General features: G+C 61.7%; 1 protein-coding gene. It reads left to right on the top strand.

Features of this window, described 5'->3' with window-relative positions; genetic code table 11:
* The coding region (locus tag SCA31_RS23770; protein ID WP_410699468.1) for an SDR family oxidoreductase at positions 1 to 266 on the top strand (266 nt) is incomplete at both ends.

Raw genomic sequence — 266 nt, 5'->3', positions numbered from 1 at the left:
CAAGACGCTGGCCTCCGAAATCGCCAGCCACGGCGTCACCACCAATCTGCTGCTTCCCGGCAGCATCCTGACCGGCCGCCTCGACGAGCTCGATGGTGCGGCAGCAAGACGCACCGGCCGCGCGATGGATGAAATCCGTTCGGAAAAGGAAGCGCGCATTCCTGTCGGGCGCTATGGAAAGGTCGATGAGTTCGCGGCCACCGCAGCATTTTTGTGCAGCGAACCAGCAAGTTACATCACAGGGTCGCTGATCCGTTGCGATGGTG

The sequence above is a fragment of the Chryseobacterium sp. SIMBA_028 genome, from assembly GCF_046535285.1.
Classification (GTDB): Bacteria; Bacteroidota; Bacteroidia; order Flavobacteriales; family Weeksellaceae; genus Chryseobacterium.
The sequence above is the reverse complement of the archived record's forward strand: the minus strand, read 5'-3'. Positions and strand labels throughout refer to the sequence as shown.